The organism is Corynebacterium pilosum DSM 20521 = CIP 103422, assembly GCF_000373805.1.
In the GTDB taxonomy this organism is placed as follows: Bacteria; Actinomycetota; Actinomycetes; order Mycobacteriales; family Mycobacteriaceae; genus Corynebacterium; species Corynebacterium pilosum.
This window is the reverse complement of the sequence record NZ_KB892452.1, coordinates 21,284-31,537: the sequence shown is the minus strand read 5'-3', so window position 1 is coordinate 31,537 and position 10,254 is coordinate 21,284. Positions and strand designations below refer to the sequence as shown.

The 10,254-nt window shown below is 59.2% G+C and carries 10 protein-coding genes and 1 pseudogene; 3 read left to right on the top strand and 8 right to left on the bottom strand.

What is annotated here, in order from left to right; all coding sequences use genetic code 11:
- Nucleotides 1-234 (top strand): annotated as a pseudogene (locus B097_RS12615) (IS256 family transposase); the annotation flags it as partial.
- A 466-nt stretch (nucleotides 235-700) separates the two neighbouring features.
- Nucleotides 701-1,621: a trypsin-like serine protease gene (locus B097_RS0106555; RefSeq protein WP_026254361.1), complete on the top strand. Its 921-nt coding sequence runs from the start codon at nucleotides 701-703 to the stop codon at nucleotides 1,619-1,621.
- A gap of 15 nt (nucleotides 1,622-1,636) precedes the next feature.
- Here B097_RS0106555 and B097_RS0106550 read toward each other — a convergent pair whose 3' ends face one another.
- From B097_RS0106550 to B097_RS0106540, 3 genes are all read right to left on the bottom strand, one after another.
- A complete protein-coding gene (locus B097_RS0106550) occupies nucleotides 1,637-1,891 on the bottom strand; it encodes a hypothetical protein (protein ID WP_018581741.1) in 255 nt (84 codons plus the stop codon).
- A 42-nt stretch (nucleotides 1,892-1,933) separates the two neighbouring features.
- On the bottom strand, nucleotides 1,934-2,386 hold the full coding sequence (locus B097_RS0106545; protein ID WP_018581740.1) for a hypothetical protein: 453 nt from the start codon (nucleotides 2,384-2,386) through the stop codon (nucleotides 1,934-1,936).
- 66 nt (nucleotides 2,387-2,452) lie between these two features.
- On the bottom strand, nucleotides 2,453-3,898 hold the full coding sequence (locus B097_RS0106540) for a tryptophanase (protein ID WP_018581739.1): 1,446 nt from the start codon (nucleotides 3,896-3,898) through the stop codon (nucleotides 2,453-2,455).
- A 183-nt stretch (nucleotides 3,899-4,081) separates the two neighbouring features.
- Here B097_RS0106540 and B097_RS0106535 point away from each other — a divergent pair, with 183 nt between their 5' ends.
- Nucleotides 4,082-4,960 carry a DUF1906 domain-containing protein gene (locus B097_RS0106535; RefSeq protein WP_040429453.1) on the top strand — a complete coding sequence of 293 codons (879 nt, stop codon included), beginning with the start codon at nucleotides 4,082-4,084 and terminating at the stop codon, nucleotides 4,958-4,960.
- Nucleotides 4,961-5,044: 84 nt separating this feature from the next.
- Here B097_RS0106535 and B097_RS0106530 read toward each other — a convergent pair whose 3' ends face one another.
- From B097_RS0106530 to B097_RS0106510, 5 genes are all read right to left on the bottom strand, one after another.
- A complete protein-coding gene (locus tag B097_RS0106530) occupies nucleotides 5,045-6,715 on the bottom strand; it encodes a monocarboxylic acid transporter (RefSeq protein WP_018581737.1) in 1,671 nt (556 codons plus the stop codon).
- A gap of 3 nt (nucleotides 6,716-6,718) precedes the next feature.
- On the bottom strand, nucleotides 6,719-6,997 hold the full coding sequence (locus B097_RS0106525) for a DUF485 domain-containing protein (protein WP_048402637.1): 279 nt from the start codon (nucleotides 6,995-6,997) through the stop codon (nucleotides 6,719-6,721).
- A gap of 302 nt (nucleotides 6,998-7,299) precedes the next feature.
- The gene (locus B097_RS0106520) at nucleotides 7,300-8,142 is read right to left on the bottom strand and encodes an aldo/keto reductase (protein WP_018581735.1); all 843 of its coding nucleotides are present in this window, start codon (nucleotides 8,140-8,142) and stop codon (nucleotides 7,300-7,302) included.
- Between the two features lie 89 nt (nucleotides 8,143-8,231).
- On the bottom strand, nucleotides 8,232-8,591 hold the full coding sequence (locus B097_RS0106515; RefSeq protein WP_018581734.1) for an FKBP-type peptidyl-prolyl cis-trans isomerase: 360 nt from the start codon (nucleotides 8,589-8,591) through the stop codon (nucleotides 8,232-8,234).
- Between the two features lie 156 nt (nucleotides 8,592-8,747).
- Nucleotides 8,748-10,043 carry a citrate synthase gene (locus tag B097_RS0106510; RefSeq protein WP_018581733.1) on the bottom strand — a complete coding sequence of 432 codons (1,296 nt, stop codon included), beginning with the start codon at nucleotides 10,041-10,043 and terminating at the stop codon, nucleotides 8,748-8,750.
- Nucleotides 10,044-10,254: the final 211 nt, after the last annotated feature.

Here is a 10,254-nt window from a genome sequence, read left to right as displayed (position 1 = left end):
CGTAAAGCCACCCGGAATCGGGTGCAGTTCACCAACGATGAGTCTGCGATCAAAACCTTGTGGTTGATGATCTGCAACATTGAGGACAAACGGGCCGCCAAGCGCGCTAAGCAGGGCAAACGGGTCGCGGCGACCAGCGGCCGGCTGATCGAGGGCAGGCGGGNGACGAACTGGAAGCAGGCCATCAACCAGATGTCTGTGGCTTACCCTGACCGCTTCGAGCCCTACCTCTAATAATCACGCCCCACACACAAACAACTTGACACGCTCATGGTTGATGATGGCACACCACAAAGTGTCAACTATGTCGCGACTGATCTGTCAAGTATCACCAGGTTTTTGCCCGGGCCCAGAAGTGTCAAGTATGTCCCGACTGATCTGTCAGCTGTCACTGCTAAAGACCGAGAACAGGAGTGTCAACTATGTGCTGACGCAGGACACTCTCTGGGGCGCTTCCGGAGGCGCTCATCCCGCCTCCCCCCCCCACCCACACTGTCGAAGCTGAACTGTTGGAACTGGGCGATTTTCACCGCCGGACGCCCACTTTTGCCCCTGTTCCAACAGTTCAGGTCCAACAGTATACGCCCAGCGCAGCCACCCGACGCGGGCTAAGCCCGGGGAGCGCTCCCCAAACTGCGCCTCCAAACATGCGCCACAGACTATAGTTGAAACGGAAACCACCTAGTCTGAAGGAGTTCCCGTGCCCCGTCAAAACCGCACTAACTTCGCTCCCAAATCCATCATCGCAACTATCGCGGCCGCAGCCCTTGCCGCGACCGGCCTCGTTGCCGGTGCTGGCCCCGCCACCGCCCAGGGCACCGTAACGGTCAACCAGGGCGACCGAATCTATATCGAGGGCAGAGGCGCGTGCACCGTCGCCTATATCGATCCCGCCACCGGCAACGGCTACACCTCAGCCCACTGTGGACACAACAACGCCAAGGTCCACCTCATGAACCAAAACAACACGATTTCGAATGGCTTTGGCAGGCTCCACCAAGGCAAATCCTATAACCCGCAGACCCTCAGCAATGACTGGGCCGTGATCCACTGGGGCCAGGGCATCAGAGGCGGGAAGAACGTGTTCTCTGGCGACAGGGTGGTCGACATCAATACGGTCAAGCGTGGTGACCGCGTCTGCTACCACGGCAAGACTTCCCACGGCTACTCGATGAATAGGACGTGTGGCACTTACGTCGGTGCCAACGGTCCAGACTTCATGTTTGATGCCACGCTGGGCCAGCAGGGCGATTCTGGCGGCCCGGTCTGGGTGGAAGGCCGCGGCCTGCTGGGTGCGCACTCCGGCTCGCTGGCAACCGCTCTGCCCAATAACCTTGGCGTGCCGAAGTCTCATGAAATCAGCCGCGGTTCGGTCCTCTACGACGGCCCAGTCACCGATTCCGCAGATTACATCAAGCTGGTGATGGACTATGTCGGCTACAACCCTTGGAATTCTGTCACGATCAATGGCATTCCGGCGGGTTCGGCCGCTGACCTTCTTTCCTCAGGGAGCTCATCGAGTGGCTCCGGCGCGCAGAACCCCGCGACGGTGATCGGCATCCTGATGGCGATCATTTCTGCCGTGGGCCTTCTTGGCTCACTTGCGCAGAACTTCCTCTAGTTCGCTTATCGACGATTACCCCGCCAACTTTGAAGCTGGTTCAAAGTTGAACTCGTGAAAGACGACGGTGTCTCCACTAGCTTCGATGAATCCCTCACCGGCAGTGTTGGTCCACACGTTGAGGTGGAGTTGCTGGGCGTGAGCGGCGGGCACATGCTCGGTGGCGGTGGCGTCGGACAGCACGGTGCCCTCGGCAAGCGCGGTCTCAACGTGGAGGCGGCCCGGCTGCCACGTTGCGGTGGTGATCAGCTCCACGGTGCCGGAGGGCACGTCAAACTCGTCGAGGGTGAAGCGCTGGCCGTCGGCATCCGCTTACATGGTCGCGCCGCCCTGAACCTGGGGGCGGTCGGCTTCACCCCAGCGGGAGATTTCATTGAAATCTATTTCGGTAAAACCGCCTTGTGCCGAGTAATCGGGCAGGACGCGATCGGCCCAGTCATAGGTGAAAATCCCCAACACAGTGGTGGGATCAAAAGCCCCAAAGTCGCCGGAGTAGCGCAGCGTATAGGTGCCGTAGCCCATCGCCCGCTCGGAGATCAGCTCCACCCCACCGTCGATCCCCCTCGACTGCAGCACCAAGTGACCCTGAGCGTTGACGGTGGCTCCATTCACCCAGTGACTCTCCCCTGACTCTGGATGGGTGGCCTGTGGCCCGCCCCAGGTGACAACCTCGTCGCTTGTCCCGCGGATCGACCACGTGTGGCCCTCCCAGGTGAGAGTCTCTAGTCCGAAGGTCGAGGAAAAGGTAGTCGAGGCGTTGGCCATGAAAGCTCCAGAATCGCTAGCGGCAGGAATTTCCACTACCCTACCCGCGACCAGGAGCTCTCATGCTTACAGGGAGTCGCCGAAATCTTCCCGGAACTTCGCCACCAGATCCTGAGCCCACGTGCCCTTCGGCGCGAGGCGGCCGTAGAAGAAACGTAGGATCTCTGGCTCTTCCGCCCATTCCAAACCACCGATCAGGTGACGGTTTTGGTACAGCCAGTCGATCCGGTCAATGGTGTAGTTCACCTGCGATAACGTGAAGACGCGCCGCGGCATCGCCAAGCGGACTAGTTCCATATCCGCCAATGGCTCCACGCCCTCGTCGTCACGCTGCTCACTCATCGTGCCGCGCTCCATGCCTCGCACACCCGACGCAATGTACAGCGCTGCCGCCAGCGCGCCTGCCGGGTATTCCTTCTGCGGGATGTGGTCGACAAAACGCATCGCGTCCACGTGCGCGCCTAGCCCGCCGGCCGGCGTGATCACTGGGATATTGCGGCGATCAAGCTCGCCCACCATGTATTCGATGAACTGCGGACCCTGGTTGATCATGTCCTCATCCATGGTCTCATCCAGTCCGACCGTGATCGCTTCCATCTCGCGCACGGACATGCCGCCGTAAGTCAGGAATCCCTCGTACATCGGCACGTAGCCACGCATGCGCTTGTACATCTCTTCATCGCGGATGCAGATACCGCCACCACGACCGAAGCCAAGCTTGCGCGCGGAGAAGTAAATCACGTCGGCGCACTTGGACATTTCGGCAGTGATTTCGCGTATCGACGAATCCTTGTACTGCTCTTCCCGTGTCTTGATGAAGTGCAGGTTATCGGCCAGCAGGGAGGCGTCGAGCACCATCGGCAGATCAAATTCCTGGCATACGGCGTAGGCATCGCGGAGGTTCTGCAGCGAGAACGGCTGGCCACCGATCAGGTTGGTGCCTGCCTCCATGCGGACGAAGGCCACCTTGGACGGGTCGACCGCGACAGTTTCGCGCAGCTTCTCCACGTCGATATTGCCCTTGAAGCTATTGGTCGACGTCACTTCGAGGCCGGCCTCTTCGATCAGCTCAATGACCTCTCCCCCACGGTGAGTGATGTGCTGCTTGGTGGTGGTGAAGTGGTAGTTCATCGGCACCGTCGTGCCTGGGCGGACCAATACTTCGGCGATGATATTTTCACACGCGCGGCCTTGGTGTGCCGGCAGGAAGTAGTCCATGCCGAAGAGTTCGCACACCTTGTTTTCCAGGCGCGTGTAGGTGGCGGAGCCCGCGTAGGCATCGTCGGCGTTGAGCATGGCTGCCTGCTGGTCCTGGCTCATGGCGTTGACACCGGAGTCGGTGAGCATATCTAGGAACACGTCCTTGTTCTGCAGCAGGAATGTGTTGTAGCCTGCTTCCTCCATGGCCGCCATGCGTTCTTCGACAGGCAGAAGCGTGAGCTTCTGGATGATTCGGACCTTGTGCATCTCCAGCGGCAACTGCTGCCCACGGAAGAACTTCACTTTAGACACGGCAAAAACTCCTTAATAGTCAAACAGCTGTCCATTCTGAGTTTGCCATGCCGGCCTGATACCCGGGGAGGTTTCAGGAAAAACTATCTGCCCTGCGTGGCGCGGTGCTCCGCGAAATGCCCCTAGCAGCCTGTGACAAATGTTGCTACCGTGACATTTGTGTTTAAACCAGAGAATAACTTCATGAACAACTATTCCCGCCGCGGCTTCATGAAGGCCGCCTCCATCGCAGTGGCCGCAGGTGCCGTCGGTTCCGCCACCGTCGCCGCCACCCCATCCGCATCCGCCCAGCGCCGTATCCTTGGCACCGTCGTCGATTACTCCGCCGGAGTTCCCACCGGCAGATCGGTGAAGGCCGCTGGCCACATGGGCGCAGTCCGCTATGTCTCCCAGGCTCGGCCCGATGCCATCTCTTGGATGAAGGGAAAGCCGGTCAGTCTCACCGAAACCCGCGACTTCGCAGCCAACGGCCTAGCCACCGCCTCCGTCTACCAGTTTGGTCGTGCCAACAATGCGGACTGGCTGCAGGGCGCAGCCGGCGCCGCCACCCACGCACCCCAGGCCATCAACCTGCACCAAGCGGCCGGTGGGCCGACCGGCCGTCCGATCTATATTGCGATCGACGACAACCCCACCTGGCAGCAGTACACCAACCAGATCCGCCCCTACCTGCGGGCCTTCCAGGCAGCCTTGACCGCGGCCGGCTACCAGACCGGCGTGTACGGCAACTGGAATGTCATCGAGTGGTGCGTCCGCGACGGCATCGGCACCTTCTTCTGGCAGCACGATTGGGGCTCCGGCGGCAAGATTCACCCGCGGACCACAATCCACCAGAAGGCGCAGTGGCAGGCCTATATCGATGGCGTGCAGGTGGACATCAACAACGTCTACGCCTCCGACTGGGGCCAGTGGACCCCGGGACAGCCATCGGTCCTACCGAACGTTCCCGCGGGGGGCTCGTCGATAAGCGATGCGGTGAACATGTCCTCGCAGATCGCAAGCCAGGTCCCCGTCGATGATATTCAGCGCGCCATCGATAACGCGCGCAAGTACCTGCCTTAAACCAGAAAACGATAGAAAAATGCCCGGTTCCTCCTTTCGGAGTGACCGGGCAATTCTCTTGAACCGGAGTCGAGTGGTCCAAGCTTAGTGGTCGACTGGCTTCTCCACACCAACACCTGTCAGCGAACGCACTTCCATTTCGGAAGCGAGGTGATCCAGGTTGTCTGGCTTGCCGACGAAGGTACCGATGATGCCGGCCAGGAAGCCCAGCGGGATGGAGACGATACCCGGACTGGTCAGCGGGAAGATGGACCAGTCAGCGCCTGGGAACATTGCGGTCTCAGTGCCGGAGACTGCTGGCGACAGGATGATCAGCACCAGGGCGGAGATCAGGCCGGTGTACATGGAGGCCACAGCGCCGGTGGTGTTGAACCTCCTCCAGTAGAGGGAGAAGAGGATGGTCGGCAGGTTGGCGGAGGCCGCGATAGCGAAGGCCAGGGAGACCAGGAAGGCCACGTTCTGGGACATTGCCAGGATGCCCAACACGATCGCTACAACACCAATGACGACGACGGTGATTCGCGAAACACGAACCTGCTCCGCTTCCGAGGACTGGCCATCGCGCAGCACAGCATCGTAGATATCGTGTGCGACAGAAGCAGACGCGGTAATCGCCAGGCCTGCCACCACGGCAAGCACTGTGGCGAACGCCACCGCGGAGATCAGGGCCATGAAGATCGAACCGCCGAGCTCGAATGCCAGCAGCGGTGCCGCCGAGTTCGCTCCGCCTGGGGCTGCCAGGATGCGGTCCGGACCAACCAGGCCGCCGGCTGCGTAGCCGAGGACCAGGGTCATCAGGTAGAACGCGCCGATCAGGACGATCGCCCAGGTCACGGACTTGCGGGCTTCTGTTGCGGTTGGAACCGTGTAGAAGCGCATCAGCACGTGAGGCAGACCCGCAGTGCCCAGCACCAGGGACAAGCCCAGGGAGATGAAGTCCAGCTGCTGCACAGCGGAGCCGCCGTACTTCAGGCCTGGCTTCAGGATGTCAGCTGCTGCGTAGCCCTGCGCCTTGATGTAGTCGGAGGCAGCGTGGGTGTTGATCGCGGACTCGAACAGGGCGCCGAAACCGCCGCGCACAGCAACGAACACCAGCACAGTCATGATGCCCACGCCACCGACCAGGAGAACTGCCTTGATCATCTGGACGTAGGTGGTGCCCTTCATGCCACCGATCAACACGTAGGCGATCATGATGATGCCGACGATGGCCACACAGATGGCCTGTGCGGTAAAGCTGTGGAGGTTCAGCAGCACGGACACCAACGAACCAGCGCCAGCCATCTGAGCAATCAGGTAGAACAGGGAAACGAAGAGGGTGCCGAAAGCTGCGGCAACACGCACTGGCTTCTGACGGAGGCGGAAAGACAGCACGTCCGCCATGGTGAAACGACCCACGTTACGCAGTGGCTCAGCCACCAGGAGCAGTGCCACCAGCCATGCGACGAAGAAGCCGATGGAGTACAGGAAGCCGTCGTAACCGCTCAGCGCGATCGCGCCGACGATACCCAGGAAGGACGCGGCGGACAGGTAGTCACCCGCGATGGCCAGGCCATTCTGGGTGCCGCTGAAGGTTGCGCCACCGGTGTAGAAGTCAGACGCTTCCTTGGTGGTCTTACCTGCCCGAGACACCACAGCAAGGGTGACGATGATAAATACGGCGAAAACGCCAATATTGAGCCAGGGATTTCCGACGGCTGCAGCGTCGGCTTCCTGCGCCAAGTGAACCACGTTCACGGTATTAAGAGTGCTCATTGTTTAGCCCTCCATTTCTTCACGAATTGCGGCCGCCTTCGGCTCGATGTTCTTGTTGGCGTACACCACGTAGATCCAGGTGATCAGGAAGGTGGTGAAAAACTGGGCCAAGCCCAGCCACAGGCCTACGTTGAGGCCGAGGAACGGCTGCGCCATCGCGTCAGGAAAGTACGTGGCGACGAGCACGTAAAAAACAAACCACACAAAGAAGAGCACAGATACCGGGAAGGTGAACTTCCGGTAGGTACTACGCAGTTCTTGGAACTGCGGGCTCTTTTGCATGGCGATGAATTCTTCAGAGGTGGGTTCCCTTCGGGTCACACCTGCTGCGGGTGGATTTGTCACAGTCGACTCCTTACATCATGTGAAATCTCTAACTTCACTACAGAGGAAAGTTACATGGCTCACATTGCAAGGTCGATCGAATTCAGTGGCGAAGAGCGGATTAACTAAATTTGCCACCCCCGCAAAAGTCTCCCACCAGCAGTTTAGATAGGTGATACATTCCCCCCACGGGCGCCAAAAAGCCCCCTTTGCGAAGTTTGCGAAGGGGGCTGTGGCGCACAACACATCATTTACATGTGTTACACATCACCGGGGAAAGTACGTGGATCATTTGAGAGTCGCTCCCCCTCAATACGCGACAAGAGGTCCATCTCCTCGCGCGTGAGACGGAAATCCACCGCGCCAATATTTTCCTCCAACCGCTCAGGCGATGCCGTCTTCGGAATCACAGACATCCCCAGCTGCAGCAGGTAGTTCAGCACCACCTGGGCACTCGTTCGACCGTGACGAGCCGCGATTGCCTTCACGTCCGCATTATTCAGCACGGTGCCACGCGCCAAGGGCGCCCAGGCTTCCGTCACGATTCCCTTGTCTGCATGATAAGCGCGCAAATCATCCTGCATGAACCCAACATGAAGCTCCACTTGGTTCACAACCGGGGTGATGCCGGTGCGCTCAATCAGCTCGTCCAGCACCTCCTCATAGAAATTCGCCACACCCAGGGACTGCAGCTGCCCCATCCCCTGCAGGCGCGCCATCTCCTCAAAAGCCTGCACGTACAATCCGCGTTGGGGCCACGGCCAGTGGATCATATACAGATCGAGAAACTCCAAGCCCATCTTGTTCAGCGATTCCTGGTAGCTCTCCCCTACCTTGTCCTGCTGGTCATTCCACAACTTCGTGGTGATAAACAGCTCTTCGCGCGTGACATCGCCCGCGCTAATGGCGTCGCGCACAGCTTTGCCCACGGCCTCCTCGTTGCCATAGAACGACGCGGTGTCGATGTGGCGGTAGCCAAGCTCAATGGCGCGGCGGACGAGCTCCACGGTGTTATCGTCGGCAAGCTTGTAAGTGCCCAAGCCCAACTGGGGTATCTCATAGCCGTCGTTGAGTTGCAGGGTCGGAATTGCAGGTTGTGTCATGCCCCCCATTCTGCCAAGAAAAAGACCCTCGCGCTGCTGACCTAGAGGAATCTAGAACAGTAAAGCGAGGGTTTTCGTCGGAAAGCGAACTACTTTGCGTCAAGCAGATCGATCACGAAGACCAGGGTGCGCCCGGACAGCGGGTGACCGCCACCAGCTGGGCCGTAGGCCTTCTCTGGCGGGATGGTCAGCTGTCGACGGCCGCCAACACGCATCCCCGGGATACCTTCCTGCCAGCCTGCGATCAGGCCGGTGAGGGGGAATTCGCTGGTCGAACCGCGATCCCAGGAGGAGTCAAACTCTTCCCCGGTTTCGTAGTCCACGCCCACGTAGTGGACTTCGACCATGCCGCCGGGTTGGGCCTCCGCACCGTCACCGATGGCGAGGTCCTCCGTCACCAACTCGGTCGGTGCTGGTTCCTGCGGGACTTCGATAGTGGGCTTTTCCATGGAAAATTCTCCTTGAATATGTTCGACTTCATAGGCAGATATAAGAAAACCGCCATGAACGTTCGGTCCCTAGTATAGAGAAACTGAACGAACCTGGCGGAATTCGGAGAACTCCCTAGCAGTCCCTAGCAGGAGTTGGCATCCACTGTGAACGCTTTAGCGCTGCTCACGCGGGACAAACTCGCGCAGAGTCTCGCCGGTGTAAATCTGGCGAGGACGGTTGATCTTGGAGTTCATGGTCAGCTGCTCGCGGTAGTGAGCGATCCAGCCTGGCAGGCGGCCGATGGCGAACAGGACGGTGAAGAAGTCCGTCGGGAAGCCCATTGCGCGGTAGATCAGGCCGGTGTAGAAGTCCACGTTCGGGTACAGCTTGCGGGAGACGAAGTAATCGTCGTTCAAAGCGATGTCTTCCAGCTTCATCGCCAGGTCCAGCATTGGGTCGCCGCCCAGGTGATCGATGATCTCGTGTGCAGTCTCCTTGACGATGGCCGCGCGTGGGTCGTAGTTCTTGTACACGCGGTGGCCGAAGCCCATCAGGCGGACGCCCTTTTCCTTGTTCTTCACGCGGTTCATGAAGTCGGTTGCGTCGCCACCGTTGTTGTTCTGGATGTCTTCCAGCATCTCCAGCACAGCCTGGTTAGCGCCACCGTGCAGCGGGCCAGACAGAGCGTTGATGCCACCAGCGATAGCAACAAACATGTTCGCCTGTGCCGAACCGATCATGCGGACGGTGGAGGTGGAGCAGTTCTGTTCGTGGTCAGCATGCAGGATGAGCAGCTTGTCCAGAGCCTTCACGACGACTGGGTCGACCTCGTATGGCTCGGTCGGGTAACCGAACATCATGCGCAGGAAGTTCTCGCGAGTGTTCAGCGAGTTATCCGGGTACATGTATGGGGAGCCCTTGGACGCACGGTATGCGTATGCGGCCAGCATTGGAACCTTCGCCATCAGGCGGACGGTTGCCTTGTCCAGCTGCTCCTCATCCAGTGGGTCCAGCTGGTCCTGGTAGTAGGTCGACAAANTGTTGACCGAGGATGCCAGCACGGACATTGGGTGAGCGTTGCGAGGGAAGACGTTGAACTGCGCCTTGAAGTCCTCATCCAGCAGCGTGTGGTGACGGATCTCCATGTTGAAGTTGTGCAGTTCATCCATGGTTGGAAGTTCGCCGTTAATCAAGAGGTAGGAAACCTCATTGAAAGTGGCGTTGTTGGCCAGATCAGCGATGTCGTAGCCGCGGTGACGCAGGATGCCCTCGTCGCCATCGATATAGGTGATCTTCGATTCGGTCGAACCGGTGGACACATAGCCTGGGTCGAAGGTGACCAGGCCGGTCTCCTTCAACATGTTGCCAAGGACAACGCCGTCATTGCCCTCGGTGGCCTTCATGATGTCCATCTCGTATTCCTGACCACCAGGGAGGTGGAGTACTGCCTTGTCGTTTTCAGATGCCACTGTGAACCTTTCCACGTAACTCGTCGGGCCTTGCCGGTAATGCTCTAGGCCTGTTTATAAAGTGACGCTAGCACTTTTCCAGGCAGCGTCTCCGGCTTCAGTATTCAGTTTAGAATCCAGCCATTTCCCGCTCCCGCCGAACCTGTGAAGATTTGCGATGATCCGGCGAGTGAGAATTCACTTACGGTTCCGTTAGTCGATGCTATTGCTG